Raw genomic sequence first — 26,750 nt, forward strand, 5'->3', positions numbered from 1 at the left:
ATAGGCGGAGCAGGTTTATTTGTATTTTTGCATTACTAAAGTTGCGTTAGTACCGCCAAAACCAAAGCTGTTAGACATAACAGTATTGAGTTCTACGTCACGTTTTTCAGTAACGATATCTAAACCTTTAGCTTGCTCATCTAATTCATCAACATTAATTGAAGGCGCAACAAAGTTATTTTCTAACATTAATAATGAGAAAATTGCTTCGTGAACACCAGCCGCACCTAATGCATGACCAGTCATCGCTTTAGTTGCACTGATAGCAGGAGATTTGCCACCAAATACTTCTTGAATCGCACCTAGCTCTTTAACATCGCCAACAGGTGTTGAAGTACCGTGTGTATTTAAGTAATCAATCTCACCGTCTACAGTTTCCATCGCTTGTTGCATACAACGTACAGCGCCTTCGCCTGATGGTGCTACCATATCGTAACCATCAGAAGTTGCACCATAACCGACAACTTCAGCGTAGATATGCGCGCCACGCGCTAAAGCGTGCTCTAATTCTTCAACAACAACAATACCGCCACCGCCAGAGATAACAAAACCATCGCGGTTTGCATCATATGTACGAGAAGCAAGTTCAGGTGTCTCATTATATTTAGTAGATAATGCACCCATAGCGTCAAATTCCATTGCAAGTGTCCAGTGAAGTTCTTCACCACCACCAGCAAAAACAACATCTTGTTTGCCTAATTGAATTTGCTCTACCGCATTACCAATACAATGTGCAGAAGTTGCACATGCAGAACTAATTGAATAGTTAACACCTTTAATTTTAAATGGTGTTGCTAAACATGCTGATGCAGTACTGGCCATAGTACGAGGTACCATGTAAGGACCAACACGTTTAACGCCTTTTTCACGTAAGATATCAGCAGCTTCTACTTGATACTTAGATGAACCACCACCAGAACCGACAACTAAACCAGTACGAGGATGAGAGATTTGATCTTCAGTTAAACCTGAATCAGATACAGCTTCAGCCATTGCGATGTATGAATACGCTGCAGCATCACCCATAAAGCGAAAAGCTTTACGATCTACATGTGCCTTAGTATCAATATCAATATGACCACTAACTTGGCTACGAAGTTTATATTCAGCAAACTCTGCGTTATGTTTAATACCAGAACGACCAGTTTTAAGTGATTCTAGAACTTCTTTCTTGTCGTTACCGATACTAGATACAATACCGATCCCCGTAATTACGGCTCTTTTCATGGGGGTTCCCCTAATTTTACAAACTTAATTGCTGGCTATTTTACTGAAAAATTAAGCTGAACTGGTCAGCTTTGCTGATTTTCTTGATATAACTGACAATTACATTAAATAAATGTTCAATTTATATCATTTTAATTATGCTATTTTATGAATTAAATCAGTGAATTTACAATAAAAACCCTTAAAATGACGCAAAAAGATGGCAATTAGTTGATTATGATCGAAAACGCACACATATATTTCAATCAATCGGGTACACCCGTTGCAGATAAGTTTGACGATATTTATTTTTCTACCGATGATGGTTTGGCAGAATCTAGCTTTGTATTTGTTGAAAAAAACCGCATTATTGAACGATTTTGCAATCACGACCAAAATCACTTTGCTATCGCTGAAACGGGTTTTGGTACAGGTTTAAACTTTTTAAATACCTGGCAGCAATTTGAAAACAGTGAAAATAAAACCGTAAAAAAGCTACATTTTATTTCTTTTGAAAAATATCCAATCAAAAAATCTGATTTAGCACAATCTTTGGCTGCATGGCCGAGTTTAAAACCCTACGCAGAGCAGTTAGTTGATTTATACCCTGTGGCAATGCAGGGCTGTCATAGATTAGAATTTTCCAATGGCAGCATTGTATTAGATTTATGGTTTGGCGATATTCAAGATACTTTGCCGCAAATATGCTTCCAAGAAAAAGGCATTATTGATGCTTGGTATTTAGATGGTTTTGCCCCTAGTAAAAATCCAGATATGTGGCAGCAGTCACTTTTTAATGGCATGGCAAATTTAGGGCGACACAATTGTACTTTTGCGACCTTCACCGCATCAGGCTTTGTAAGAAGAGGATTAATTGAAGCCGGATTTGAAGTAAAAAAACATAAAGGTTTTGGCCGAAAAAGAGAAATGATCAGCGGCCAACTTAATAACGCTAATGATAAGTTTAGCGAACCTAAATATTACCCAAGAGATAATGTTGATATAAATAAAATAGCCATCATAGGCGGTGGCATTGCAACATCAAGCTTAGCCTTATCGTTAAGTAAGCGTAACACTGAGTTTGAAGTGTTTTGTAAAGATGAAAAAGTCGCTATGGGTGCATCACATAATCACCAAGGTGCTTTATACCCTCACCTTCAAGCTAACTTTAGCCGTGAAAGTCAGTTTTATGCTCATAGTTTTTTTTATGCTAGACGTTGTTTTGATGAAGTACTAGCTAAAGGCTATGAATTTCCATATCAATGGTGTGGTGTATTGCTACATGGCATCAATGCAGAAAAACAAAAAAGACAAAAATCACTGATAGATCAAAATAACTGGCCCAGTGAATTAATAAACTTTGTTTCACCAGAGCAAGCATCAGCCATAGCAAATGTAGATACACCCTACTCAGGGCTGTTTATAAAACATGGGGGCTGGATAAACCCACCAAAATTAGTAGAAGCGATGCTAGCTTACAGCCAGTCAAATAAAGCATTTAAGTTACATACCAATACTAAAATTGAAAAGTACTATCAAAAAGACAATGCATGGTATTTATTTGATGGTAAAAATGAGTATGGTCCTTATTCCCAAGTCATTATTGCAGCAGGTGAGCACAGTGATACATTTGAACAAACTAAATCACTTGATTTACACCCGGTAAGAGGGCAAGTAAGTCATGTTAAAGCAACCGCTAAATCAGCTAAATTGGCGACGGTTTTATGCCATAAAGGCTACTTAACACCACAATACTTAGATCATCATTGCATAGGCGCAACTTTTACTAAAAACAGTAAAGAAACACATATAAGCGATGATGATAATAATATAAACCTAAAACAAGTGACTGATTTTTATGGCGACTGTGAATTTTCATCAGGTTTAAATAATATCACTAGTGCAAAGGCTGCGATCCGCTGTACTAGCTTTGATCATATGCCATTAGTTGGCCAAGTTACCGATATAGATAATTACCAAACAAGTTTTGCCACACTTCGCCATGGCAGTAAATATGGTTATTTACCTTACCAAACTTCAACCCCAGGTCTTTATATTTTCACAGGTTTAGGTGCCAGAGGTTTATGCAGCGCACCATTAAGTGCAGAGTTATTATGCAGTGAGCTATTTAACGAACCTTTACCAATAGATTTGGCCATGAATCAAGCCCTTCATCCAGCGAGATTTATCGTCAGAGATTTAAAACGAAATAAAGTATGAAAAACAATAAATGATTGTTTATAGTTAATTAATAAGGAGATTTTATGAACAAAGTAATTGCCGATATTATGACAACTTCTGTATTTCAACTAGATATAGAAAACAGTATGTATGAAGTGCATAAACTCATGAAAGAGTCACAGATCCGTCATGTGCCAATTTCACAAAACAATGAATTTATAGGCGTGGTAACACAAAAGACTATTATCGCTAAGGTAATGTATTTATTAGATAACTATGGTTCTTCTTCATTAGAAAGAAGAGAGAAATCGGTGAGTGTATCTGATTTAATAGACAAAAACGTGGTGTTTGCAAATCCTGATATGCCTTTAGTTGATGCGGCAGAGTTTTTTTTAGCCAACCGCCATGGTTGTTTACCTATCGTAGACAAAGACAATTTATTACAAGGAATAGTGACCTCATCTGACTTTGTTAAGCTATCATTAACTTTATTAGATAAAGGAATATAATCATGTTAAAAGCCTGTCAATCACTCATATTTTTATCTTGTTTTATCAGCTTTTTCAGCTTTGCTAATCTGTCAGCAGTGCCTTTACCTGATGATACTGATATTAGAATGAAGCTAGATGATGAATTTCCGATGATCTTAAATGGTTTTGTGAAAATGTCAGATACTGATGTTATTACGTTTTACCATAATCAATTAGGCTCGCCTGATAAAACCATTGAAGATATTGGACGATATACTTACTTTTATCAAATTGATGATAACCAAGTTAAAATAAGTATTTATCAACAAACTCAATGGACTGAGATCAGCGTGATGATCACAGCCCTTTAAAGTATCTAAATTATGGCTTTGCTATTTGAATGACAACACGTCTATTTGTATCTCTTCCTAATATTGTTTTATTTGAAGAGATATGACGCTTTTCACCAAAGCCTTCAACTTTTACCCGAGCAGCTTCAACACCTAATTCAGTCATATAAGTTTTAATTGCTGTTGCACGCTTTTTAGACCAAGTTTCATTAAGATAACGCCCACCATAACTATCTGTATAGGCCGAAATTAAAACCGATTCAATGCTTGGGTCATTTTTAAGGTATTCACCAATTTTATGTAAACGCACTTTAGAGGCTTTTGTTAATTCACCTGTATTAGGTTCATAATTCATAACTGTAAAAGCAATATCTTCAAAGCTATAAGGTAAAAGCTCATCCCGACACTTTAAAAATTTTAGATATTCTTTTTTAAAATTAACCGCCAATAAACCAACTAAAACTTTATCATGTTGATTATTCCAGTCTTGATAATATAAGGTGGGCGTAAAGCCTTTTTCCAGCTCTGTCAGCATTAGCCAAGAAACTTGGCTATCAAGTTCGCCATCAAATTGTTTTAAAAGCTTTAAATTAGCCAAATCTTTTGATGGTACTCCGGGCATCCACATAGGCGGTACTGATTTTACAGCCGCAACATCATATCCTTCAGGTTGAACCAACATATCAAGAATAAAAGACATCGGTTTAGACTTACTTGCTGAACTCATAAACTGCGCTTGGCCATATGAGGGAATGTCATGATTGAGCTTGCAAGATAAACGTGTTGTTTTTTCTAACTGCCAAATAGAGTCATCTGCATTGGCAGAGTATTGCCGTATACCCGCATTAGCGTCAGAGCTAAAAGCAGCACAGCTGAGTAAACTTGAATAAAATAATAAAGCAATGCGACTAAACACTAATACAACTCCAATTAAAACAAAGCACTATAAAAAAAAGGTTTTTTTATGATGCTATAAATCGCAAATCAAAATGATAGATTTAAAAAAATCATCTTTAAATAATTAAGATACTATGCAATTTATCGGCCTCAATTTAAAAAAATGAAACTTTAATTAACTTAGTAAGATTTTTATTATCTGTTTGGGTATAATGCGGCCACTCATTCTCTAAAAAAACTTATAATGTCTTCAAACGAACAAACACTATTTTCTAAACGCTTTCGAGGTTATTTCCCTGTTGTAATTGATGTTGAAACAGCTGGGTTTAACAATAAAACAGATGCTTTATTAGAAGTTGCTGCAAGTATTTTAAAAATGGATGACAATGGTGTTATTTCACTTGATCATACATTGCATTTTCACGTTGAACCATTTGAAGGCGCCAATATAGAACAGGCAGCAATTGACTTTAATGGCATAAAACCATTTAGTGCTTTACGTGGCGCAGTACCTGAGTCTGAAGCCATAAAAGAAATTTGCAAAGCAGTTAGAAAAGCGCAAAAAGCAGCAGGCTGTCAACGTTCTGTAATTGTAGCCCACAATGCAGCATTTGATCATGGTTTTTTAAATTCAGCGATTGAACGCTGCAATATTAAACGCACACCATTTCATCCATTTGTCAGCTTTGATACTACAACGTTATCAGGCTTAGCATTAGGTCAAACAGTGTTAGCAAAAGCCTGTGCTGCAGCAAAAATTGATTTTGACAATAGCCAAGCTCATAGCGCTTTATATGATACTGAACGTACTGCTGAACTATTTTGTTTTATAGTTAATAAATGGCAAGCTTTAGGTGGGTGGCCGCTGGTTGATATTGAAGACGAAAGCGACACTAACGAAGATCAATAAACATATGAGGTTTAGTTCTATCTAAGCCTCTGTCATTTTGCAGTACTAAGATTTAAACGTTTGGGTAATTTTACCTTCAGTTACTTTTAATAAGTTTGGTGGGTAAATTCTAGAGAATTGCTTGTTATCTTTTGCAATATGAAGTTCAACACCAGGGTGCATCAATTCATTTATTGTTAAACGGCTGGTTTGCAATAACATATTCAGTTTTCTACGTAGTAAATCTCTATTTTTATAAACACGTTTCAATTTAGTTAATACCATATCTTCACTGGCTTTAATTTTAGTTTGATATGCTTTTTTTTGCTCTGCACCAGGTATTTTCTCAGCTTTTTTACGAGCTTGTTTTAAGGCGTTTGATTTGGAGTTAAGCGTTTTTTCGACACTTGCAAGGTGGTTTAATTTCTCTCTGAGTTCATGCCAATACTGCGCTAAATAAATTTTAGTTTTAGTGCCAGATGGCGCTCCTAGCTCACCAGTTTCGACTCGTAAAGCATCAATTACCTGACCGCCTATAATTTTACCTCGCGGCTTATCACCCTTTCCGACTCTAATTAATCGCCTAGCCGATAATTCACAGTGCAAAGCCTGTTTATCTATCATTAAATCTTGTTCTGAACTCAACTTGCTATATTGCGCATAGCCAATCGATACAGTACCATTAGCTTTCACTGAACATGTAAAATCGCACCCTTCTTCTCTTTTTCTTCCGATAACACCATTTATAATAGTCACTGCAGATTCAGATTGTATCTCTGCAGATTCCACAAAACCCGTTATGGTAATATCACCACTGGCTTTGATTTTCATACCATCTTTCACATCGCCAGATACAATCACACTACCATCAAATTCAATGTGCCCAGTTGTTACATCAACATTGTTGTAACACACAACATCATCAACACGCATACCTCTAGGTACAGCTACTGGTACACCTACTGCGTCAGCTATTAATATGTTCGAATTATTCTTATCTAAAGCCGTGCCATCCATGACTTGTAATGGAAAATCTTTACCTGGTACTGAAGGAATTATATCGCCAAAAACAGTAAAACCATCTTCTCCGTTAGTCGGCGGCACTCGTTGCATTAATGGTGTGCCAGGATTAACTGTAATAAGTGCGCCTAAATCTCGCATATCAACCTTGCCATCTTCTTTAGTTTGCGGACTTAAAACACGGTCTTGTGCAGTAGAGCATAATCTTACAAAACGAGTATCTGTGCCGTTTTTAGCCCTTTTACCATGAGCTACAATACAACTAAAAACTTCGCCAGCTTGTGTTTCAAATTGACGTCCTAAAAAATTCTCAATAGCTTTATTGCTGGCTCCATTTTTAACACCTGCTTCTTCTAAAGCGAGTTGCATGACTTCAACATTTGCAATCTCACCACCTTTTGCGGTAGTTAACGTTGCCTCTGCAGTCATGTTTGTATCATCAACTTTAATTGAAATTGTGGCATTTATTGCTTTAGCAATAAAATAAGGAGGTGCTTTTATGGTGGTAGAATTAGAATAAAGTGAGCGGATCGTTGCTAAATCGATTTCAAACTCAGCAAATTCAGATGATTCAATTAGCTCTACTAGCTGCTCTGCCGAAGCAGGATACCCTGAATCAGATGGGTGCTGAACTAATTGAACTTGCTTAGTTTCTTTATTTAACGAAAACAACGACATTTATAACCTACTTCCATAATTCAAGGTTTTAGTCATTTGAGCATAACTAGAATAAAAAGTTAAGTTTTGTCGATAAAAGTAATGATTATAAATAATTCAATACAAAATAAATGCAAAAATCATACATTTACCGTATTGCTTTACATAACAAAAACAAATAGGAGTAATTGAAAATATAATAGTTAATATGATTATAATTAACTATTTATTGGATTCAGTATTATTACACTTCGAACTTAGAAGTCGCATCTAATAAATTATCTGATAGATAATGTAAGTTTTTAGCTACTTCCCTAATAGTTTGCAAAGACTCTTGGGTATCTTCAAATGAATTATGCATGTTTGATACATTATCAACCACCATGGCAGCAACAGATGTTTGCTCCTCAGTTGCTGCTGCTATTTGTGCATTCATACCATTTATAGATAAAATTTGCTCTGAAATCTTTTCTATTGAAATACCAGTTTCTTGTGCAGAACTTGCATTATCTCTGGCCATATCTCTAGCTGAATTCATTGCACCAACAGATTCATTAGCAGCGCCCGTTAACACAGTTAATAATTCTCTAATTTCATTAGTTGATTTAGCCGTTCTAGATGCGAGTTCTCTTACTTCATCAGCAACAACAGCAAACCCTCGACCTTGCTCACCTGCCCTTGCGGCTTCAATTGCTGCATTTAAAGCAAGTAAATTAGTTTGCTCTGCAATAGAAGTGATAACATTTAATATTTGAGTGACATTTTGTGTATCACTTGCAAGTTGATCTATGGTAGACGAGGCGTTTTGAATTTCTTCACTTAAAGCTTGAGACATTTTCATTGATACATTAATTTGCTGTAAACTTTGCTCAACCTCTTTTTCAGCAACTTGCGCTGCATCTGCCGCATTAGCTGCAGAACCCGAAATATCACCGACACTCTGCTTCATCTCCTCCATAGATTGACGTACGATTTCTGCATCACTTGATTGCTGTGTTGTTGCGGTTTCAGCTTTTTCCATACCTTGAACTAATCGTGTGGAGTTTTCCATCAAAGGCTCAACAACGGCCATTATTTCTAATACAGACCCCTTTAAAACGCCAATAAATGAATTAAAGTGAATCGCTACTTGGCCTATTTCATCTTTAGAACACACCGTTAATTTTGAACTTAAATTACCACCACCACTTGCCAGCAACTCTAAGCCATTTGCGGCACTTTTAGCCGAAACCCCAATTTTTTTAGCAATAAAAATAGCTAATACAATTAAACCTATCAACATAACAATACTGATTGAAAGCATTAAAAATAAGGCTTCGTCAGAACGTTTTTGAGTACTTTGCACTAATTCTATAAATCGTGAATCAGCCTTATTTTGAATCGATTTAAAACTCTTCAGCAAAATATCATATTTAGCTGATTTATTTTTAGCATCATCTTGTATTTTAGAAAAATCAGCCGTGCCATCAATCATACCTTTAGCTATTTTTGATGAAATTTCAGCATATTCATTTAATTGCTGAATCTCTGAGCCCCCTTGATAACTTTTATCAAGCGCCTTTAATTCTTTTAAATGCTCAAAAATTTCAGCTTTGGTTATATCAGCCTTATCAACTAGTTCACCATCGCCAAAAGTTACTGCTTGGGTATATAAATCATCCAGTTTTTCAAGTAAAAATTTATTGGAAGTAGCAAGCTGAACGACTTTATATGAAGTAGTTTGCAGCTCATCTAAGGCCTGTTTATTATCAACCATAGCTGAGTAATTAATAATTGCCGAGACTAAAAATACCACAACCGATATACTCGTAATTGCATGTATTTTTTTGGTAATACTTAAATCACTAAACGAAAAACCATTCGACATTAACTCGCTCCAAAAACAACTAAAGTTATTTATTTACTTAATAAATCTCCTTTAATTGTTATCTATTTTAAGAATTTATCTAGTTTTTTTTAAATTGAGCTACAATTTATTTTGTTCGTTTATCTAAATCAGGGATAAATTATGAAAACTCAACTAGCAGTAGCAGTAATAGCAAGCCTCTCATTGCCCTTGCAAGCAGAAATAAATATTTCAGGTTTTGCCAGTGTTAACGGAGGTAAAGTTTTAAGCGGTACGGGTGTACCACATTATGGTATTGAACCCACTTTTTTAGCTGACTACCCCATAGTCAGTGCATACACCGAAGACTTCTCTATGAAACCGGAATCTCTTTTTGGTTTACAGTTTACAGGAGACCTGTCTGAAGGTTTGTCTGCAACGGCGCAAATAGTTGCGCGGGGAGCCAATGATTATGATGCTAAATTTGAATGGGCTTATATATCTTATGAGCTTAATGATAGTTGGACCATTCAAGCAGGTAAAAAAAGGCTACCATTATTTTATTACTCCGATTTTTTTGATGTAGGTTACGCCTACGTTTGGATGCGTGCCCCCGCAGATAACTACACATGGCAAATATTCAACTATAACGGAATAAATGCTTTATATAACGGCTCTATTGGTGATTGGTCAATAAGCGGGAATATATATGGTGGTAGAGAAGACGATACAAATAACAAACTGTTATCTGAATTCTTCTTCAGTGAAACTACACGAGAAATTTGGAAAGATATTTTAGGCGGTGTAATTCAAGTTAGTAATGACTGGTTAGAGATCAGAGCAACACATATGCAATACACCAACGAAAGGTTTCGTGGTGGTGAGCAAGTACTATGGGATGGAAAATCGGAGAGAGATGGTAAGTTTTATGGCTTAGCCGTAAATGCTGATTTTGGAGACCTATTTATTTTAACCGAGCTAAACCGACTTGATTTAGGCGGTAATTTAGATACAGCTATGATCACCTTAGGTTATCGCTTTGATTCTTTTACCCCTTTTATTTCATATGCAGAGTTTGAAGAAGACGCATTAGATGGGGAAAACCATAATACCAAATCAATTGGTATACGCTGGGATTTTCACTCATCAGCAGCATTCAAACTACAATATGATGATGTAGAAGATAATGCTTTTGATTTAGCCGTAGCGGGTGATAGTGAATCAATCACTTTTGGTATAGATGTTGTATTTTAGGAGAGTCATGATGAAAACATATACATTAGCGATAACTCTATTTTTATTCAGTACATCAACCTTAGCCGATGTCGCGGTAATTGTTCACCCTTCAAATGGCAGCGCCATTGACGCCACAGCTGTAACTAAAATATTTACAGGAAAGAGTAAATCTTTTTCTGATGGCAGTAAGGTTGGCCCAGTTAGTCAAAACGCAAGTTCAGATGTGACAAAAGAGTTTAATAAAAAAGCTCTTAAAAAATCATCTAGCCAATTAAAAGCATATTGGTCTAAATTAGTCTTTACTGGTAAAGGCACACCTCCCAAAGAACTAAGCAATGATGCAGCTGTTTTAAAACATGTGGCCTCAAAACCAAACGCGATTGGTTTTGTAAGTGCTGGTTCTGTTGATGACAGTGTGAAAGTTGTTCAAAACTACTAATTCACCTCAAAAATACAAAGTTAGTAGGTTTAACTTTGTATTTTTTCTACAAATTGCATAGAAATCAGCCAACAACATACACAAATACAATTAAAACTTGTGCCATGCCAAAATCTTCGCGTATACTTAATGCATTAGCATACATACCAGTAGCTATAGTCAAACAAACTGAAGTTTATTTCGACGTTAGGAAATAGTGAAATTAATATTCTTTCACTAAAACAGATTTCAGGGGCTGATTAGGATTCGACGGGATTCAAGAAGCCTTAGGTGCATGTCGAGGTGCGGCTGGCCTCGTAAAAAAGCCGCATTTAAAGTAATCGCAAACGACGATTCTTACTCTCTAGCAGCTTAGGCCGCTAGCGCTTCATCCAAGTATTCTCATGGACTTGGAAATTGAAGTGTCACCCTACATCGAGATCGCGATGGAAACCCTGGCCGGGGTTGAAGCGCTAAAACTAAGCGGCCTCGCCTTTGCTTATCGTGTACGTCCGAGACTTAAAGGTTAACTAAAAGACGATACTAAACATGTAGTACCGAGGGTCGACGCTTTCCGGACGGGGGTTCAAATCCCCCCAGCTCCACCACTTTATAGTGTTATAAATCAGGCAGTTAAGTTAAATCTTAGCTGCCTTTTTTGTATCTACAATCTAAAGTGTCCAATAATTGTCCATAAAGATGTTTTTATATATCAACATTGATAATAGGATTTTATCTTAACTGCCTTTTTTGTTTTTACCTACTAGTAACATCCACAAAACATCCACACTTAAAATAAAGCGACATATTAAACTACCTCCACTTCATGAAAATATAAGCCTTTAATGTCATGTTCTTTAGCCAAAGTATATAAACTATTTTTCGAATCAGTAGTGAAGTACTGAAGTCCAACTTCGCGTACTCTAAATAATTCGGGATTTTCAATAGCACTTTTTGTGAATACCATTTTTTTAAACTTTCTTATTCTACTTGGCTTTCCATTTTTTATATTTCTAATGGTTTGATCTTCATTAAGCGCTTTATTAAAACCAACTACATTAAACAAAAACCAAGTCTCGCCGTTTAAATTACAATCGATAAGCTCGATATTCTTACTGAAATTATTTAAGAATAAAGAGGAAAGTTTAGGTGATATAACAAAAGTAGAAGATCCTAATCCTGCAATGTCAGGTTTAGTTAAATTTAAATGAGAAGAACTGGCTTCAATTAACCAATCAACGCCAAGAGTTCGCCAGCAATCTTTCATACTAGTACCGTCAAACAGCATTAACTGCCCTTCAGTTAACTGAATCGTTTGCTCAAAGCCTGTTTCATTTAATAATAAAAACTCATCAGGTTCTACACTAACGCTAAATACTTTAGAAAATTTCACTTCCATTAGTTGGCCTCAGATAAAAGTTGGGTTATTGGGAAAGAGCCATCAGCAAGTTCTTCTCCAATTTCTTTTAGCATATCAATTATACCTCTATGGCCCAAACCATCTGCGATTGTTTCATTTAATAAAAATTCAATATTAAGATAATATTTACCAGTGTGAATTTTTGAATGTGGATATGCATCTGGGAGAATATCCATTGGAACATGTTTTTGAAATCTAGGTAAATACACTCCATTAGCTTCATGATCAATATCTACACCAAACGCTGATAACCTAAGGCGAGATCGAGCAGATCGCATATCATTCCAAGATACTATGTGATGAGCAGCTGCATTGACAGGTCTTTTTCCTCTCCCTGATTTATCCATGTTAGCAGATAATTTTTCAGCATGTTTTTTCATATGTTGCCAACGAACGTGGCGAGAATAAATCAAATCATCAGCAGATATAATGCCTCGCTGATATTTTACAGAATCAATAATTTCACCACGATAATGTATTGAAAATGCTTGGGCCTAAGCTTTTGCCAAGCCTCTATCACCCGTAACTAAAAATAAATCATTCTCAATATCTTGGACTGTTACCTCATGTATTTCTTGTCTCATTTAAAACTCCTTTTAATTTCGTTCCTAATATAGAGATTAAAATTGAGATAAACAAGCTTACGAATCATAAATAAAAATGATTTGAATAAGGAAGTATTGAAAGTGATTAACAATAATTATTTAAATGGAACAAGAGACAAGACAAGACAGAAATAACTATCTTATTGATATTTCAGTCAACTACAGAAATACTTATCAAACTAAATATAAAACGATATAGTCAAAGTTAATGAACAGCTCACTATTCTCGGTTTATTAATGATATTTAATTCTAAAGATGGATTATTTAGCGAGGGAAATAGGTAATATGCGCATTCTTTAATACAGAACACAAAATCTAGGGTTAAACATTTAGAAAGTGAGATAACTGAGACAACAAAAGTGACAGTATAAGTAAAACACTGATCATAGCCCCATAAAGCTTATGTTTATTTTAAGCTGTCCCTTTGTACCAACTATGATTATGGCTATGCGCATATTGCATTAGTGATGACTTTGAACCTGCAAAATTAGCGTAATGTCGCCTAAAGTGCTGAATAGTACTAAGCCAAGATTCAATCTCAATATTTAATACCTCTAAAATTTTAGGCTTTTCTTTTACAACTCTCCCTCTTTTGTTCGGCACTATTAAGCGACTACTAAAATCTGCCAGTGCTAAATAATCAATTAATGTAAATGGAATTGTATTTTTATCAATTGAACAACCAAGCTCTAATAATGATTTAGGTTGCTGTAATACTGTAAATTCAGGCTTCTTATTTGATTTTTTTAATTTACACGTTTGCTTTTTAAAAGACTGATATTGCTTTCTACGTTCTTGAATTGATGTGAACTCACTTTCTAACAGAGAATCTGCCATTTTTGCCCTAATCGGATTTAAATCAACATACATCATACAACTTAAAATTGCAGGCTCATCTAATAGCGCCTGAGACTTAAATCGCCCCTCCCAAAACTTACCAGTGCAATTATCTTCACTGTTGGCTTTTCTAGCTATAAATTCATTGAGGTTGCGCATAAACCAACTAATGTCATATAACCGAGCTCGCCACTCATCAATAATTTCATTAATTCTATACATATATGCCGAATTAAGCTCTTCACCCGATTTATAACGGTCCACCAAAATACACCCATGGTACAGCTGATACCAGCGCTCTATAACTTCATCATTAGTTAAATTTAAAGCTTCCTCTCTATTCACTTTTAAAACAAGATGGTAATGATTAGACATGATTGCATAAGCTGCAATATCGATTGAAAACACAGTTGAAAGGAATTTAATTCTATCAACTAGCCAAGTTCGTCTATGGTCAAAGTTATTGCCAGAATAAACATCATCACCACATAAAAAGCTTCTACGAATACACCGATTGATGCAGTGATAATATGGTGTTGCGCTTAAATCAATTAAAGACTCTCGAGCTCTGGCCATGATAACCACCAATAACAACTTAGTAATAGTTAAATTTTAGACTAGACTTCTCAATGTTCAAATATCAACGATACCGTTGTGATTTTTTTATTTAGTTTTACGTCTGTAGTGATTTTGCTTCATCGCGTACATTGCTTTATCAGCTCGTACTAAAGCATCTTCAAAAGTATGCTTTGTCGCTTGTTCAATACCATACGAAAAGTTAACGGCTTCATTTTCTAGCAGCGCATAAAGTTTGTTAATGTATTCATTGGCGCGCTCTGGCTCGACTATAACAACAAACTCGTCGCCACCGACTCTAAATGCCATTTCATCTTTTAAACAGGCTTGTTTTAATACTTGAGAAAAACGTATGATCATCAAGTCTCCCACTGCATGACCTTTGGTATCGTTAACTATTTTTAAACCGTTTAAATCAAAATAGATGAGTTCAAAAACATCTAATCGAATATCAGTAAATTTTTTGCGATTGTATAACCCGGTTAATTCATCTTGAGTTGTTTGATCTAGCAGTTTCTGGGTCATGCGCGTGATACCAATTGCAACGAGTACAAACGATATTAATAACGACCCATCATCTAAAATAGTGTCTATTGTTTCAAAGTTATCTACAACCTGTTCAATAAAAGGTATTTCAGTCAATAAGTCGTAAGTCTTATTAAAAAGTAATGAGTAAGCCCCCAGCTGTAAAAAGATGTAAGGCTTTATTGCTTGATAAACAGTTAAGTAAATGTAGATAAGCAGAACAAGCGTACAGCTTTCTAAATAAAGATCAGCGATAGACTCAAACCCATATGATTGATACACATTGATCAAGATTAATATACATAAAAATAAAATAGCTGAAACAATAAAGGGTGACTTTTTATAAAACATAAGAGTATCCAATTCACATTATGAGATTAACTTATCAAATGGGTAAGACTAACGTGTAATCTCAACATTCCTACGCCCTTTACATTCAGGTAACTTGATAGACTTATTCTCATTTTTTTGACTTTGAAATTTTACCTAAGATAATTTTAAATACATCAATTCATGTGTGAACAAATGTACCGAACAATTACAGTATGTAATTTTATTTCAGTCAAGCTGGTCATTGTTCTAAAGTATTAATAACTCATTAAACGCTTGCTTTAATCAGTATTAACCTTTCAATAGCATCTACTTTTTGGCTTGCATCACCTAAAAGGCTATCAGTAATACTCAGTTCGTCACTACGTTTGCTTGTAATCAAAGCAGCTAAACATTCTTCACTTAAACTCACATCGTAATAATCATTTAAATCTTGCGAGCCAATCACAATATAACTGTTTTCATTTAACCAATTAAACGTGGCACAGGCCGTATTAATAAACTCCATTTCATCTGTTGATTCAGGTTTTAATGATCTGGCTATTTTTATTAGTGAAAACGTTTCTTTTATTGGAAAACCTGAATAAAGGCTATTTATAATATGGGCTGAGATTAACTCAAATAATGGAGGTTTATTCATTGAACTACAGTATTACCGTTAAAATTATTATTAATGATAATACTGACATGATTTACAAAAATAAGCGTGACTTTTATTGCGTTGTTTAGCTGCTTTGACAGTCATAAAATGAGAAAGATAAACTGTATTAATAAGACAGGTTTATTCAATTTACTTATTGCCTTTCAGTTGATGGTTTACAGTAAATCAAACCGTTCATTGTAATTTGAAAGTAACTTCTCTTGTTTGTCTGACACCATTTCAACTGTAGGTGTGACGCCTTGTAAATATTGTTCCTCAAACCAATCTAATAGTTCAATTCTGACTTGATAACCATCTTCAATACAAAATGAAGGGTTGTTGACCATTATTTTAGGCGCCCCCATTGTTACTCCAGAATACGAAGAACATTGCGTATACCCATTATCATCTAGCCAATTCATTACTTGCCAACTATAAATTGCCCATCCAATTAGGAAAAGTGGAAAGCACCCAATTATTATGAACAATCCATTTTTTTGACTTCGTTCAGACACCTTATCAACTAATCTACAACCAATCCCCCATATCAATACCGCTAGTGCAGGCATCATCATAATGAGTGGAATTACAGATGTTCTGATCTTTAGTAAAGCAGTGTCTTCATAAACCCTTTTTAGCATCGTTATTTCATCATATAGCGTATAAAAATAGCCAATTATAATGAGCGTAAGCAACGCAATGAAAAAAACCTCCTGCCTTTTTTTTGATAAATGACTTGCTTCAGTCTGTGCATTCATCTCTAAAAACGCCTCTCAAAATATGGAATTCCAAATAAACGATACATAAATCCAATAGGATCTTTCTCATAACTGTTTTCTAATCGTTTGGCTTCATATTTTATTTTGAGTAAATTATCTTTTAATCTTTGTTCAGCTTCTCGTAAACTCTCTGATATTCGGTTTGATAACACATCAGAATCTATAAAAGCGTTAGTTAACACAGTTAATGCAGCACCAACAACAACTACAGCTAACATTGGACCAATAGCAACCATTGCAGCAGCTCCACCCACATAAGTTGCAACAGCCCCCCAAGCAATTCCAGATGAAACAGCAGCAATACCAATGTCTACAGATACCCCTCCGACAAAATCATGCCAAGTAGCTTTATCATTCAGCATTTGCTCAAAGGAATGAAACGTTGCCGAAATAATTACAGATGCAATAAATCCACCTTTAATCGCGTTAGCAGCACCTAATTTACCAACACCAAATGAAACTACTTTAGGGTTATTGGCTAAATATTTAGTGCCTGTAAGATCTTTACGTAAGCCTGCATAACCTTTAAATATAACATTCGGTTTTCCGTTATACGTTTTGATTTGATACTTAGCAAAAGTATTGCCTCCTCGCTTCATCTCTAAAGCTAAAGCACCTAAAACCAAACTATCCATTCCAAATGGAATAAAGCTAGTACCTGTTTTGATATTCGATTTATATAGCTCCCACTCTTTTGAAACTACTTTTTTCTTTTCCAAAGCAATATCAACCCACTCTATGATTTGTGATTGGCTTTTGCCTTTGAGTCGTTGAACATTAAACATAAAATCAAAAAACTCATCTGAATTCATTTGGACAAGAGTATGCTGATTATTTTTAAGTGCGGCTTGAATTTGTTGTTGGCGTTGCTGATTATTTATTTTACGGCGGGCATATGCAGACATTAGTCATTCCTTTGAAAATGCATTATTCGTTCCTTTAGTAGATACTAATAAAATCAGTTCGATTTTTCAATGCTAGTTTTGAATAGTGTAATACCGATTAAACTTAAGTTCTCAATAAATCAAAAAATGACATCATACTAAGTTCATCATTACGTTAGTGATACAAACCGATACAAGCGCTTACACCTTCTTACTTAACGTCAAAAACCATAATTGTATAATAAATCCATTATTTAATATTAAAGATATAGATTCATGTTCAAGTATATTTTACCTATCGCGCTTGGTATGTCTGCCAATGCATTAGCAGGACTAGAAGTACAAACACAAAACCCCCACTCTGTATTTTTTAGTGCGGGGTTTGGTGATGCCGAATTTAAAACTAAGAATAAAAATAACAACAGTCATACATATGACTTTGACGACTACGCATCAACCCAGTTTGGTTACCGTTATCAATTAACAAACATATTTGCGATTGATACTAGATATATAGACTCATCATCATTTGGTTTTAAACAAATTTTTTCATTAGGGTTATTAGATGGCACAATTGATTACGATGCGTTTGCAGTCTCAGCGCAAGCACGAAAATCAATGACTCAAAATTCATATTTATATGCAAATGCCGGTGTTGCCAGATATGATTGGGAATATAAAACAAAAAAATCTAAGTTAAACGAATCAGGTTTTGGAGGGTTATTTTCTTTAGGTTATAAATACCAATGGTGTAAAGTTGAGCTTTCAGTAGAACATCAATGGTTAACTATGGGCGATATGAAAGCCAGTAATTATGCAGCAGAAGTCGGTTATAGATTTTAATTTACCAACCAAGTAACCTTAAATAACTATCGCAAATCGATTTATAAAGTTAAAATAGTGAATTCATTATCTTAATTACAACCTCTATTTTGTGAGGTATTCCCAACGCCTCACAAAGTTGCTTTAATCAATATTAACCTTTCAATAGCATCGACTTTTTGGCTTGCATCACCTAAAAGGTTATCAGTAATACTCAGTTCGTCACTACGTCTGTTTGTAATCAAAGCAGCTTAACATTCTTCACTTAAACTCATTTCGTAATAATCATTTAAATCTTGTGAGCCAATCACAATATAACTGTTTTCATTTAACCAATTAAATGTGGCACGGGCCGTATTATTAATCTGCATTTAATCTGTTGATTCAGGTGTTAATACTTGGGCGATTCTTATTATTGAAAACGTTTCTGTGATAGGAAAGCCCGAATAAAGGCTTTTTATAATATGGGCTGATATTAACTCAAATAATGGAGATTTATTCATTGAACCACAGCATTACCATTAAAATTATTATTGAGGATAATACTGCCGTGATTTACAAAAATAAGCGTGGCTTTTATTGCGTTGTTTAGCTGTTTTAAAAGTCATAAAATGAGAAAGATAAACTGTATCGATAAGATAGGTTTGACTGTCTCAATTTACTTTCTTATTCATAATCAGTGAGTATTCGATAATGCAGGGTACTTAACTACACTACTTTCAGAACCATTATATTCAGCTAAATATGCTTTAGCCCATTGGTTATCGCTATGTAATGGAATTATTTTTGGCTCATCTATATAACCTGCAAATTCTTTTTCTGAAAAAAGACTAATACTCCAATCATTACTCCAATCAGTTTTGATAAAACATGCTGAAAGCTTTTTGATTACTTCTTTATCAGACAAAGAGGGTTTACTCTCTTGTATTACAAAATAGCGATGGTTTTTATCATCAACTCTAACTATTTCAAAGGCTGCAACATTTTCCACACAAGAGCTTGCCGCGGATAAATCATTTGATTTACAAGAAAAAGAAAACAGTGCAAAAAGTATAACTATTACATTAGATTTATTCTGAAAACTGTTCAAAATTCCATCTCCTAGGTTGCTTATCAAATACCCCTTGGATATTAGAAAAAAACTCTTCTCGTTTTTCAGGTATAACAGCGGGTAGATTACCTTGATACCAAACAACCTTGTATTTATCTTTTACAGGAGTAACAGTATGAATAACACGAGTATGACCAAGTGAATTATTCCACCTCGACATTATAAAATCACCGCCTTTAGAAGCTCCTATAGGGACTTTTTTTGTATTATCAATAATATTCAACGCGCCTAACATTCTCATTGCATTAGCTTTGAAATCATCCGCATTATCACTAGATGGCGAATAATTAATCCACTTCCAGCCACTCGAATAATACTTAAACCTATTAGGTAACTTTTCTTTTTTAGAAAAATCTACTAATGCAGCTATCCCTAGATCTGCACAGTCTATCTTTGTACTGTAAGTCGAAATATAATGCTTAGCAAACTGCTGGTACTTTACTTGTTTTTCACTAGTCCAAACCATTTAGAATTCCTTTTCTGATTAAGTCTCAATCACTTAAATTTAATTACTTATAAAACCTATTAAAAATAACTGTTATTTATTTTTAATAGGCCATCACGAACCCATTAAGGAACAACCTTACCGTTAGGATGAGCCTGAGAGCTTAAGCGCTGAACAAGTTGTTGTCCCACACAGGTTACGATTTATAAGGATAGAAAATAATAAAGCTCATACACTGCCAATATCAAAAGAACTGTATGACGAAATACCAAAAGGAAAAAGAAGTTTATTTTAAAACTGTTGAAATACTTTTAAAAAAGCTAGGGTAAGATCTGAGCTGCTCTTATAATTAAACATGACTAGATGCCAAAATGAGCCATGTTTTACACCATACTTTTGCAAGTCACTTCATGCAAAAAGACGGTTATATCCTAGCGCCTCATCAAATACTAGGTCATTCAAGCATTACCTAACTATGAAATATAGCCATTTTGCACCAACGCATTTGGAAGATGAAATTAATTAAAATCCATTAGTGACTCATATACAACCCATACTTTAACGTTATATATCAAAAATATACTTATAACCTGAACGTGACTAACGTTTAGATGGCTAAATTTTATGGGTGTCTATTTTTATTTCGATTTAACGACATTATTAATCAAAAACACTCTTACCATCAACGTATTTACACTAGCTAAGCGCATCCCTTATACCAATTATGGTGATGTGAATGCGCACACTTGATAAGTGACGTTTTAGAGCCTGCAAAGTTAGCATATTGCCTTCTAAAGTGCTGAATAGTGTTTATCCAAGTATCTATTTCTATATTCAATTCATTTAATATTACAGGTTTTGTAGATTCAATTGAGCCACGCTTATTTGGAACAACTAACCGACTGCTAAAATCAGCCAATTCTAAGTAATCAAAAAGTGTAAATGGAATGGTGTTTTTATCTACTGAACAGCCAAATTTTAATAGCTGTTTGGGTTGCTGAAGCACTGTAATGTCTGATTTTTTAACTGATTGTTTTTTAATGTGCTTTTTAAATGCTTGATATTGATTTATACGTTCTTGAATAGATGTAAAATCACTCTCTCGTAATGAGTCTGCCATTTTAGCTCTAATAGGGTTTAAATCGACATACATCATGCAACTAATAACCGCTGACTCGTCTAATAAAGCTTGTGATTTAAAGCGACCCTCCCAAAATCTACCTGTGCAATTATCTTCATAATTGGCTTTTCTAGCTATAAATTCATTAAGGTTACGCATAAACCAGCTAATATCATATAAGCGATTACGCCAATCATTTACAATTTCATTAACCCTAAATAAACAACCAGAATCTAATTCCTCACCCGCTCTATAACGGTCAACCAACATACAACCATGATATAACTGATACCAACGTTCAATGACTTCATCATTAGTTAAATTTAATGCTTCATCACGATTAACTTTTAACACTAAATGATAATGATTAGACATAATTGCATACGCTGCAATATCAATTGAAAAAACAGTTGAAAGAAATTTAATTCTGTCGATTAGCCAGGCACGTCTATGGTCAAAGTTATTGCCGGTATATTTATCATCTCCGCACAAGTAACTTCTACGAATACAACGATTAATGCAGTGATAATAAGGGGTTGAATCTAAATCTATTAAGGACTTTCGTGCTCTAGCCATAACAACCACCCATTGATAATGAACTCTATTTAACTCTAGTTCATTACCGTTTAGATGGCTAAATTTTATGGGTGTCTATTTTTATTTTCTATAAAACAAACGAATATTGCTTTACCAGAGGGGCAATGTAGCCATGTTTTAAGACATACCTTTGCAAGTCACTTTATGATGAATGGTGGCAATATTATTGTATTACAGCGTATTTTAGGCCATGCTAAAATAGAAGAAACAATGCGTTATGCTCACTTTGCTCCTAGCCATTTAGAAGATGCCATCAAATTCAACCCTCTTTCATAACTATTTGGATGATAAATTTAAAGTCATAAAACCTTGTACTGACTTGATTGTAATATATATATTCAAGTCAGTAGTCCGTCGGAAAATAATGGATAATAGAACCTTATCACCTATGGATGTCAATAGTCTTAAAGCTCCACCTCTAATAAATTTATATTATTTTAGTTTATTAATAATTACTTTTAGTTAAAAGCCAAAACATTGGATCACATACATTTTTAGGTTTTATTTCTTTAGGCGGCATCCCATCTTGTGTAATACCGACGGAAGAAACAGGGAAAAAATTAAAGTGTTTTGATTTTTGCGTCAATAATGAAAGTAAACGACTATATTTATTTTTCAATTGTTCAAATGCTTCTTCGTCAGAAGAGAACAAATCACTTTTTAGCAATAATAAAGCTATTGGAGTTTTAAATTTCTCACCTGCCTTACCTTGTGATTCTGTTAATAACATTTGATAAGCACCGATTAACATTGATTGAGAGTCTTCAATCTTTTCAATATCATTAGAAAATAATATGTCACCATCAACACAAAACATCAATGCATCGCTAGATAATGCATATTTAAAATAATCGCTTTTGTGTAACCACATATCTGATGAAGAGTCGAACTCATCAATATGTTCACCAGCATAATCACCAACTTCTAAAGTATATTGCTGCTTTAAAAAACCGCTTCCAATAGAGGCTCTTGCTCGAAAATAAAATGCAGTATTCACTTCCGTACTCGGAAGCCACTTTCCTTTCCTTAAACTAGTTAAATTATTATTAACTTTCTCAATAGTTTCACTACCTGAAGGTTGAAAATCGAACTTTTTTACTAAATGACTTTGGAGTTCATCAAATAGAACTGATAGGTAAACTGTTTTTCCTGCTCTCGGCTGACCGATGATAAAAGCTCTAAATGGTGTAGGATTCTTTTTCAAAAAGCTATAAATAAATGATACATATATTCCCATTAGTCCAGATACTAGTACTACAAGAATAGAACTGAAAGTAGATTTGAAAATATCATAATCCACTGTAAATAACACAGTCACGATAAATATAATTACAGTACCTAACACAAAGGCCAACTCTAAAATTCTTCGATTCATAATTTATTTATCCAAGTCATATTTATAGTTAAATAATATTGATGTAGGAACAACCACTGCCATCACGATGAAACCAATAACTCTAAATGTTTCTATTTTATTATTATAGGATAGAGGGTCTATAGCTCCTAAAGCCTTTTTAACATCTGTACCATCTGTTATAGCTTTCGATGCAACAGAAAAGTAATTTGTAAGTGTAATGTCTGCCTGAACGAGATAAACAAGTGACCAAGCAAATAAAACCATAGACACAACTAATCCAAACGAGATAATGTTAGTTAAGCCTTCTAACAAATCTTTATTGGCTACCTTTTTAAGACGAATTAATGAAATGACACAAATCATTGCCGATGCAAACAACAAATCAGTACCATTGATGGAGTCAGTAGAGAAGCTCCCTTTTTCTATTCCTTTTAAAAGCCACACTCCAAACATTGGAACTAAAGGAAGAGCTAAGCTAGTAGTAAGCCAATTAATAAAACGATACATTTTTTTATCTTTAAAATTCAATAGGTAATAATTAATAGGCAGCATTCTATCATAGAATATACAACACACTAGACCCTTATGTTAACAATGTACTATAATTTTTGGGCTAAGTTGATTAAAGCTATAACACAATAAATTCGAGTACTTCTATTCAAATCATTTATAGTAATTAATTAAATCCCAAAGAAACATCCACAAAGCATCCACAATGAATAAATACAGGCAGGTTTTACCATGTTTGCTCATACAGTAACTTATTGATTAATATATAAGTTGCTGTTTTATAAAGTACAAAGATACAATCGACGCTTTCCGGACGGGGGTTCACCCCCAGCTCAACCACATAATATCGTTGTAATACAAAAGGTTATAAACCTAGCGAATTACAAAAGATGACAAATTGGCGACAGCCAAAAAGAAAGGCAGTTAGGATTTTATCTTAACTGCCTTTTTTATTTCTATAAATTAAACCCAATAATAATTAATATCGCATTAAGTTAATATCATTAAGATATTTAATTAAGATATTTCATTAAGATATTTAATTAAGATAACAACTGAAATTTCTCTATTACTTTTTGGTGTTTTTTCGCCAACGGACCTGGCTTAACTGGGGGAATTCGCATTTGGTCAGTCTCATAATTACTTTTGCTAAATTCGCTGGCAAATTGTGCCGCTAACTCATGCTTTCTTGTTTGTTGAGATAAATCGGCAATCTCAGCAATATCTATTGCAGGATCAAAACGATGAAATCCCTGATAACTAAAGTTTTGGTCTACATGTAAATCACTTAAAAACACAAGTTCATTCATTAAAGCACGGCTTAATGTATTTAAAGTCAAATCTTCGGTTTGTAAAAATAGCGTTTTATTTTTTATTTCAGGTAAGGTGCTTAAATCATGACTTTCAATACCGATATCTATTAACCATAACCCGTTTTTTCGTTGCTCAACATCTTTCAAGGTTAAGTGACAGTTATCGTAATTGATGCAACTTAATACATGATTAATCTGCTGCTCGGGGCTTACTTTGTTTTGTGTTTGTTTAAATTGTTTATTGTCGTAAAACTGTGCCATTAACGGTAAATCTATATGTGTATTAAATGGTGTAGTAACACTGTTATTAACTTTAAGTTTAAACAGCTCCCTTACTTCGTGTTCTCGCGATTTTTTAATCGCTAAAAAAACGCTTTGTATAATTTCAGATGTGGGTAATTCAGGCTCTACGCGCCATTTACGGCCAAATAGTAGCTTTAAATCATTTTCGCTTGAATGCTTTTTGTAATTATCGTGGCCAACAACCCCTACTTGTATATAAATACACTCACCCTCTTGTGCTGCAAATACAACATAACGGGGATCATATTCAATTGCACAAATTAGCGCTTCAACACTTTGTAATGTGTGATGATAAGTTAAATAATGCTGAGGTATACAAAACTCACCATTACTTAATTTAACCATAGGTGCTTTTGGCATTACTTTCTCACCTAAACGTAACTGTACTTCTTTTTGCATTGTCGTATCCTTATTTTGTGTCTAAAAGTAATACGAAAAACAAAGTAAAATAGTTCAGTGATATTTAAAAGAATATGAAAATCCAGTTTTTATAATCAATACAATAATATATTATTTATAAAGTTTAACTCGATGTAATCTCCAAATTTGATTTAATCAGTATTAACCTTTCAATTGCATCGACTTGTTGAGTATCATCACCTAAAAGGCCATCTGTAATACTCAGTTCATCACTACGTTTGTTTGTAATAAATGCAGCTAAACATTTTTCACTTAAACTCACATCGTAATAATCATTTAAATCTTGTGAGCCAATCGCAATATAACTGTTTTCATTTAGCCAGTTAAAAGTGGCACTAACCGTATTAATAAGCTGAATTTCATCTGTTGATTCACTCTTAAATACGCGTGCGATATTAATACTCGAAAATGTTTCAGTGATAGGAAAGCCTATATAAAGGCTTTTTATAATATGGGCTGAGATTAACTCAAATAATGGCGGTTTATTCATGCTCTACAGTATTACCGTTTAAATTATTATTAACGATAATACTGCCATGATTTACAAAAATAAGCTTGGCTTTTATTGTGTTGTTTAGCTGCTTTAAAAGTCATAAAAAGAGAAAGATAAACTGTATCAATAAGATAGGTTTGACTGTCTCAACTTATTCTTTTTAACTGAATAATACCTCACCCTATCTCAATTTAATTGAATGCAAAAGCCGATATATTTAAGGTCTAAAAGTCACATGTTGTAGACAGTTTAATTTAATAAGGTAACACACAATGAAGCTTGCAATTATAACAGGCGGTTCAAAAGGACTTGGTAAAGCACTAGTAGATATATACGCAAATGCACATTGGCAAGTCGTAGAATTTTCAAGAAGTGGTAATAGTCAAAACCATCAAACATGCGATTTTTCTGAACCAGATTCATGCACTGATACCCTCAACAAAACATTTAAACAGCTAAGCAATAATTGCTATAGTGAAATTGTTTTAATTAATAATGTGGGAACATTAGCCCCTGTCGGCCCACTAGAATCAACTCAGCCACAAGATTGGCAACAAAACATTCAAATAAACCTTAATGCTTGTGTGACAACAACAGGTTTATTTTTAAAATATTTTAGTAAGCAAGACGCCAATATAAAAATCGCCAATATATCATCTGGCGCTGCAGTTAAGCCGTTTTATGGTTGGTCGCTGTATTGTGCTACCAAATCTGCAATCGAAACTTTTACGTCCTGCATAGCACTTGAAACACAAAATAATAAAAACTTAAGCATTATGACTATTCGACCAGGTGTGATTGATACGCAAATGCAACAAACAATTCGCGATCAAGATGAAGCTAACTTTACCGATGTCGCGCACTTTAATGCGCTAAAAACAGATAACAAATTACAAACACCCACCATAGCGGCTAAAAAAATAATAAAACTATTTAGTCAGTCACCTTTATCTGGACAAGTATATGACTTAAATGAAGTCATATTAAAATAAAATTAAGCTTTTTTATATTCAT

27 protein-coding genes, 1 other RNA gene and 1 pseudogene are annotated in these 26,750 nt (G+C 34.2%); 10 read left to right on the forward strand and 19 right to left on the reverse strand.

The features are described from left to right. Positions 1 to 15: 15 nt before the first annotated feature. On the reverse strand, positions 16 to 1,227 hold the full coding sequence (fabB, locus tag KO527_RS18450; RefSeq protein WP_216041737.1) for a beta-ketoacyl-ACP synthase I: 1,212 nt from the start codon (positions 1,225 to 1,227) through the stop codon (positions 16 to 18). Between the two features lie 216 nt (positions 1,228 to 1,443). On the opposite strand from fabB, the gene mnmC reads away from it, so the two are divergent. From mnmC to KO527_RS18465, 3 genes are read left to right on the forward strand one after another with little or no spacing between them, the layout of a single operon-like run. Then, complete coding sequence (gene mnmC, locus KO527_RS18455) at positions 1,444 to 3,426, forward strand: bifunctional tRNA (5-methylaminomethyl-2-thiouridine)(34)-methyltransferase MnmD/FAD-dependent 5-carboxymethylaminomethyl-2-thiouridine(34) oxidoreductase MnmC (RefSeq protein WP_216041738.1); 1,983 nt, start codon at positions 1,444 to 1,446, stop codon at positions 3,424 to 3,426. Between the two features lie 44 nt (positions 3,427 to 3,470). Further along, positions 3,471 to 3,896, forward strand: a complete 426-nt coding sequence (locus tag KO527_RS18460; protein ID WP_216041739.1) for a CBS domain-containing protein — start codon at positions 3,471 to 3,473, stop codon at positions 3,894 to 3,896. Between the two features lie 2 nt (positions 3,897 to 3,898). Beyond that, the gene (locus tag KO527_RS18465) at positions 3,899 to 4,228 is read left to right on the forward strand and encodes a hypothetical protein (RefSeq protein ID WP_216041740.1); all 330 of its coding nucleotides are present in this window, start codon (positions 3,899 to 3,901) and stop codon (positions 4,226 to 4,228) included. Between the two features lie 10 nt (positions 4,229 to 4,238). Here KO527_RS18465 and KO527_RS18470 read toward each other — a convergent pair whose 3' ends face one another. After that, the gene (locus tag KO527_RS18470; protein ID WP_216041926.1) at positions 4,239 to 5,111 is read right to left on the reverse strand and encodes an OmpA family protein; all 873 of its coding nucleotides are present in this window, start codon (positions 5,109 to 5,111) and stop codon (positions 4,239 to 4,241) included. A 237-nt stretch (positions 5,112 to 5,348) separates the two neighbouring features. Between KO527_RS18470 and rnt the strand changes: the two genes are divergently transcribed. Beyond that, positions 5,349 to 6,014, forward strand: a complete 666-nt coding sequence (gene rnt / locus KO527_RS18475; RefSeq protein WP_216041741.1) for a ribonuclease T — start codon at positions 5,349 to 5,351, stop codon at positions 6,012 to 6,014. A gap of 45 nt (positions 6,015 to 6,059) precedes the next feature. On the opposite strand, the gene KO527_RS18480 is transcribed toward rnt, so the two are convergent. After that, positions 6,060 to 7,691 (reverse strand): FapA family protein, encoded by a 1,632-nt coding sequence (locus KO527_RS18480; protein WP_216041742.1) that lies wholly within the window; start codon positions 7,689 to 7,691, stop codon positions 6,060 to 6,062. 223 nt (positions 7,692 to 7,914) lie between these two features. Then, positions 7,915 to 9,537 (reverse strand): HAMP domain-containing methyl-accepting chemotaxis protein, encoded by a 1,623-nt coding sequence (locus KO527_RS18485; protein WP_216041743.1) that lies wholly within the window; start codon positions 9,535 to 9,537, stop codon positions 7,915 to 7,917. Between the two features lie 141 nt (positions 9,538 to 9,678). Here KO527_RS18485 and KO527_RS18490 point away from each other — a divergent pair, with 141 nt between their 5' ends. The 3 genes from KO527_RS18490 to ssrA all read left to right on the forward strand — a co-directional run bounded on the left by KO527_RS18490 (position 9,679) and on the right by ssrA (position 11,757). Continuing rightward, positions 9,679 to 10,749 carry a porin gene (locus KO527_RS18490; RefSeq protein WP_216041744.1) on the forward strand — a complete coding sequence of 357 codons (1,071 nt, stop codon included), beginning with the start codon at positions 9,679 to 9,681 and terminating at the stop codon, positions 10,747 to 10,749. Between the two features lie 7 nt (positions 10,750 to 10,756). Continuing rightward, positions 10,757 to 11,170, forward strand: coding sequence for a phosphate ABC transporter substrate-binding protein (locus KO527_RS18495; protein ID WP_252733870.1), 414 nt, complete (start codon positions 10,757 to 10,759; stop codon positions 11,168 to 11,170). A 231-nt stretch (positions 11,171 to 11,401) separates the two neighbouring features. Further along, positions 11,402 to 11,757, forward strand: a transfer-messenger RNA (tmRNA) gene (gene ssrA / locus KO527_RS18500). A gap of 200 nt (positions 11,758 to 11,957) precedes the next feature. Here ssrA and KO527_RS18505 read toward each other — a convergent pair. The 7 genes from KO527_RS18505 to KO527_RS18535 all read right to left on the reverse strand — a co-directional run bounded on the left by KO527_RS18505 (position 11,958) and on the right by KO527_RS18535 (position 17,767). After that, positions 11,958 to 12,548 carry a hypothetical protein gene (locus tag KO527_RS18505; RefSeq protein ID WP_216041745.1) on the reverse strand — a complete coding sequence of 197 codons (591 nt, stop codon included), beginning with the start codon at positions 12,546 to 12,548 and terminating at the stop codon, positions 11,958 to 11,960. Then, positions 12,548 to 12,982: an AHH domain-containing protein gene (locus KO527_RS18510; RefSeq protein ID WP_252733873.1), complete on the reverse strand. Its 435-nt coding sequence runs from the start codon at positions 12,980 to 12,982 to the stop codon at positions 12,548 to 12,550. Before KO527_RS18510 ends, KO527_RS18505 begins: the two co-directional genes overlap by 1 nt. A 604-nt stretch (positions 12,983 to 13,586) precedes the next feature. After that, positions 13,587 to 14,588: a transposase gene (locus KO527_RS18515; RefSeq protein ID WP_216041746.1), complete on the reverse strand. Its 1,002-nt coding sequence runs from the start codon at positions 14,586 to 14,588 to the stop codon at positions 13,587 to 13,589. Between the two features lie 87 nt (positions 14,589 to 14,675). Continuing rightward, complete coding sequence (locus tag KO527_RS18520; protein ID WP_216041747.1) at positions 14,676 to 15,464, reverse strand: GGDEF domain-containing protein; 789 nt, start codon at positions 15,462 to 15,464, stop codon at positions 14,676 to 14,678. Positions 15,465 to 15,711: 247 nt separating this feature from the next. Continuing rightward, positions 15,712 to 16,083 (reverse strand): hypothetical protein, encoded by a 372-nt coding sequence (locus KO527_RS18525; protein ID WP_216041748.1) that lies wholly within the window; start codon positions 16,081 to 16,083, stop codon positions 15,712 to 15,714. A 176-nt stretch (positions 16,084 to 16,259) separates the two neighbouring features. Continuing rightward, complete coding sequence (locus KO527_RS18530) at positions 16,260 to 16,841, reverse strand: hypothetical protein (protein ID WP_216041749.1); 582 nt, start codon at positions 16,839 to 16,841, stop codon at positions 16,260 to 16,262. Positions 16,842 to 16,843: 2 nt separating this feature from the next. Further along, complete coding sequence (locus tag KO527_RS18535; protein WP_216041750.1) at positions 16,844 to 17,767, reverse strand: hypothetical protein; 924 nt, start codon at positions 17,765 to 17,767, stop codon at positions 16,844 to 16,846. A gap of 255 nt (positions 17,768 to 18,022) precedes the next feature. On the opposite strand from KO527_RS18535, the gene KO527_RS18540 reads away from it, so the two are divergent. Then, on the forward strand, positions 18,023 to 18,589 hold the full coding sequence (locus tag KO527_RS18540; RefSeq protein WP_216041751.1) for an outer membrane beta-barrel protein: 567 nt from the start codon (positions 18,023 to 18,025) through the stop codon (positions 18,587 to 18,589). Positions 18,590 to 18,939: 350 nt separating this feature from the next. Here KO527_RS18540 and KO527_RS26325 read toward each other — a convergent pair whose 3' ends face one another. The 4 genes from KO527_RS26325 to KO527_RS18555 form a co-directional block, all read right to left on the reverse strand. Continuing rightward, positions 18,940 to 19,071, reverse strand: coding sequence for a hypothetical protein (locus KO527_RS26325; RefSeq protein ID WP_289847716.1), 132 nt, complete (start codon positions 19,069 to 19,071; stop codon positions 18,940 to 18,942). A gap of 173 nt (positions 19,072 to 19,244) precedes the next feature. Next, complete coding sequence (locus KO527_RS18545; RefSeq protein ID WP_216041752.1) at positions 19,245 to 19,658, reverse strand: hypothetical protein; 414 nt, start codon at positions 19,656 to 19,658, stop codon at positions 19,245 to 19,247. After that, positions 19,639 to 20,145 carry a hypothetical protein gene (locus KO527_RS18550; protein WP_216041753.1) on the reverse strand — a complete coding sequence of 169 codons (507 nt, stop codon included), beginning with the start codon at positions 20,143 to 20,145 and terminating at the stop codon, positions 19,639 to 19,641. The genes KO527_RS18545 and KO527_RS18550 overlap by 20 nt, the downstream gene beginning before the upstream one ends. Positions 20,146 to 20,824: 679 nt before the next feature. Continuing rightward, positions 20,825 to 21,820, reverse strand: a complete 996-nt coding sequence (locus KO527_RS18555; protein WP_216041754.1) for a transposase — start codon at positions 21,818 to 21,820, stop codon at positions 20,825 to 20,827. A 99-nt stretch (positions 21,821 to 21,919) separates the two neighbouring features. On the opposite strand from KO527_RS18555, the pseudogene KO527_RS18560 reads away from it, so the two are divergent. Then, positions 21,920 to 22,117 (forward strand): annotated as a pseudogene (locus KO527_RS18560) (tyrosine-type recombinase/integrase); the annotation flags it as partial. A gap of 169 nt (positions 22,118 to 22,286) precedes the next feature. Here KO527_RS18560 and KO527_RS18565 read toward each other — a convergent pair. From KO527_RS18565 to KO527_RS18580, 4 genes are all read right to left on the reverse strand, one after another. Continuing rightward, on the reverse strand, positions 22,287 to 23,216 hold the full coding sequence (locus KO527_RS18565) for a hypothetical protein (RefSeq protein ID WP_216041755.1): 930 nt from the start codon (positions 23,214 to 23,216) through the stop codon (positions 22,287 to 22,289). Positions 23,217 to 23,219: 3 nt separating this feature from the next. Then, a complete protein-coding gene (locus KO527_RS18570) occupies positions 23,220 to 23,705 on the reverse strand; it encodes a hypothetical protein (RefSeq protein WP_216041756.1) in 486 nt (161 codons plus the stop codon). A gap of 545 nt (positions 23,706 to 24,250) precedes the next feature. Further along, the gene (locus KO527_RS18575; protein WP_216041757.1) at positions 24,251 to 25,222 is read right to left on the reverse strand and encodes a hypothetical protein; all 972 of its coding nucleotides are present in this window, start codon (positions 25,220 to 25,222) and stop codon (positions 24,251 to 24,253) included. Positions 25,223 to 25,346: 124 nt separating this feature from the next. Then, complete coding sequence (locus KO527_RS18580; RefSeq protein WP_216041758.1) at positions 25,347 to 25,733, reverse strand: hypothetical protein; 387 nt, start codon at positions 25,731 to 25,733, stop codon at positions 25,347 to 25,349. 275 nt (positions 25,734 to 26,008) lie between these two features. Here KO527_RS18580 and KO527_RS18585 point away from each other — a divergent pair, with 275 nt between their 5' ends. After that, a complete protein-coding gene (locus KO527_RS18585; protein WP_216041759.1) occupies positions 26,009 to 26,728 on the forward strand; it encodes an SDR family NAD(P)-dependent oxidoreductase in 720 nt (239 codons plus the stop codon). Positions 26,729 to 26,750: the final 22 nt, after the last annotated feature.

Source organism: Pseudoalteromonas sp. C2R02 (assembly GCF_018860845.1).
Classification (GTDB): Bacteria; Pseudomonadota; Gammaproteobacteria; order Enterobacterales; family Alteromonadaceae; genus Pseudoalteromonas.

Coding starts and splice junctions, on each gene's coding strand:
- KO527_RS18460 (WP_216041739.1), top strand. CDS start 3,471: ATGAACAAAGTAATTGCCGATATTATGACAACTTCTGTATTTCAACTA.
- KO527_RS18490 (WP_216041744.1), top strand. CDS start 9,679: ATGAAAACTCAACTAGCAGTAGCAGTAATAGCAAGCCTCTCATTGCCC.
- KO527_RS18515 (WP_216041746.1), bottom strand. CDS start 14,588: ATGGCCAGAGCTCGAGAGTCTTTAATTGATTTAAGCGCAACACCATAT.
- KO527_RS18495 (WP_252733870.1), top strand. CDS start 10,757: ATGATGAAAACATATACATTAGCGATAACTCTATTTTTATTCAGTACA.
- KO527_RS18550 (WP_216041753.1), bottom strand. CDS start 20,145: ATGGTTTGGACTAGTGAAAAACAAGTAAAGTACCAGCAGTTTGCTAAG.
- KO527_RS18525 (WP_216041748.1), bottom strand. CDS start 16,083: ATGAATAAACCTCCATTATTTGAGTTAATCTCAGCCCATATTATAAAT.
- KO527_RS18520 (WP_216041747.1), bottom strand. CDS start 15,464: ATGTTTTATAAAAAGTCACCCTTTATTGTTTCAGCTATTTTATTTTTA.
- KO527_RS18580 (WP_216041758.1), bottom strand. CDS start 25,733: ATGAATAAACCGCCATTATTTGAGTTAATCTCAGCCCATATTATAAAA.
- KO527_RS18505 (WP_216041745.1), bottom strand. CDS start 12,548: ATGGAAGTGAAATTTTCTAAAGTATTTAGCGTTAGTGTAGAACCTGAT.
- rnt (WP_216041741.1), top strand. CDS start 5,349: ATGTCTTCAAACGAACAAACACTATTTTCTAAACGCTTTCGAGGTTAT.
- KO527_RS18570 (WP_216041756.1), bottom strand. CDS start 23,705: ATGTATCGTTTTATTAATTGGCTTACTACTAGCTTAGCTCTTCCTTTA.
- KO527_RS18485 (WP_216041743.1), bottom strand. CDS start 9,537: ATGTCGAATGGTTTTTCGTTTAGTGATTTAAGTATTACCAAAAAAATA.
- fabB (WP_216041737.1), bottom strand. CDS start 1,227: ATGAAAAGAGCCGTAATTACGGGGATCGGTATTGTATCTAGTATCGGT.
- mnmC (WP_216041738.1), top strand. CDS start 1,444: ATGATCGAAAACGCACACATATATTTCAATCAATCGGGTACACCCGTT.
- KO527_RS18575 (WP_216041757.1), bottom strand. CDS start 25,222: ATGCAAAAAGAAGTACAGTTACGTTTAGGTGAGAAAGTAATGCCAAAA.
- KO527_RS18530 (WP_216041749.1), bottom strand. CDS start 16,841: ATGAATGCACAGACTGAAGCAAGTCATTTATCAAAAAAAAGGCAGGAG.
- KO527_RS18535 (WP_216041750.1), bottom strand. CDS start 17,767: ATGTCTGCATATGCCCGCCGTAAAATAAATAATCAGCAACGCCAACAA.
- KO527_RS18585 (WP_216041759.1), top strand. CDS start 26,009: ATGAAGCTTGCAATTATAACAGGCGGTTCAAAAGGACTTGGTAAAGCA.
- KO527_RS18465 (WP_216041740.1), top strand. CDS start 3,899: ATGTTAAAAGCCTGTCAATCACTCATATTTTTATCTTGTTTTATCAGC.
- KO527_RS18480 (WP_216041742.1), bottom strand. CDS start 7,691: ATGTCGTTGTTTTCGTTAAATAAAGAAACTAAGCAAGTTCAATTAGTT.
- KO527_RS18540 (WP_216041751.1), top strand. CDS start 18,023: ATGTTCAAGTATATTTTACCTATCGCGCTTGGTATGTCTGCCAATGCA.
- KO527_RS26325 (WP_289847716.1), bottom strand. CDS start 19,071: ATGAATAAATCTCCATTATTTGAGTTAATATCAGCCCATATTATAAAA.
- KO527_RS18555 (WP_216041754.1), bottom strand. CDS start 21,820: ATGGCTAGAGCACGAAAGTCCTTAATAGATTTAGATTCAACCCCTTAT.
- KO527_RS18565 (WP_216041755.1), bottom strand. CDS start 23,216: ATGAATCGAAGAATTTTAGAGTTGGCCTTTGTGTTAGGTACTGTAATT.